This window comes from Leisingera sp. F5, assembly GCF_001593695.1.
The window spans coordinates 1-1,053 of sequence record NZ_LUKH01001402.1; the positions used below are offsets into that span (position 1 = coordinate 1).

General features: G+C 60.7%; 1 protein-coding gene. It reads right to left on the minus strand.

The window, feature by feature from the left end; all coding sequences use genetic code 11:
* A partial coding sequence (gene guaA / locus A2I95_RS41785; protein ID WP_291738136.1) for a glutamine-hydrolyzing GMP synthase occupies window positions 1-783 on the minus strand: 783 nt, incomplete at its 3' end.
* Window positions 784-1,053 lie beyond the last annotated feature (270 nt).

Genomic DNA, 1,053 nt, shown 5'->3' on the forward strand with positions numbered 1-1,053 from the left:
CAGCCCGTGGTCGACAAACACGCAGGTCAGCTGGTCGCCGATCGCCTCGTGGATCAGGATTGCGGCTACCGAGGAGTCCACGCCGCCGGACAATCCGCAGATCACCTGCTTGTCGCCAACCTGCTCGCGGATCTTCTCGATCATCTGCTCGCGGTAGGCACCCATGGTCCAGTCGCCTTCGAATCCGGCCAGACGCACGAAGTTCTCATAGAGCTTGGCGCCGTTCGGGGTGTGATGCACTTCCGGGTGGAACTGCACCGCATAGAAATTGCGGGAGACATCGGCGGTGATGGCATAAGGCGCGTTGGGGGAGGTGCCGTAGACCTCGAACCCCGGGGCGATCTTGCTTACGTGGTCGCCGTGCGACATCCAGACCTGTTCGCGGTCGCTGTCATTGGCAAACCAGCCTTCCAGCAGCGGCGGAGTCTCCACGGTAGGCGTCACAAAGGCGCGGCCGAATTCGGCGGTGCCATGGCCGCTCTCAACCATGCCGCCCAGCTGGTGCATCATCACCTGCTGGCCATAGCAGATGCCCAGGATCGGCACGCCATAGTCGAAAATCTCCTGCGGAGCGCGCGGAGAGCCCTCGCGGGTCACACTGTCCGGCCCGCCGGAGAATATCACCGCTTTGGGCGCCAGTTCGCGCACAAACTCGATGGTGACATTCTGATAGGGGTGGATTTCGCAATAGACATTCAGCTCGCGCAGGCGGCGTGCAATCAGCTGCGTGACCTGGCTGCCGAAGTCGATGATGAGAAGGCGGTCATGGGATGTCTCTGTCATGTACGCGCCATAGGCCAGGAACAGGTTTTCCGCAAGAGGGTTTGGGCTTGCTCCTGCCCGCAGTCCTGATTTTCACGGCAGACCGGTCGGGAACCTGCCAAAGGTATGCCAAAGTCCACGGTCGCAGTGCAAAATGCCCCGCCAATGTCGCTTTTCAACTTGAATGGCCGTAATCCTGCGGCGGCGTGGTGTGAGGTGGCTATAATACCCATCGCAATGAAATGCCTGTGGTGAGGATAAACCATGACAGAAGCAGCACCGCGCCGTCGC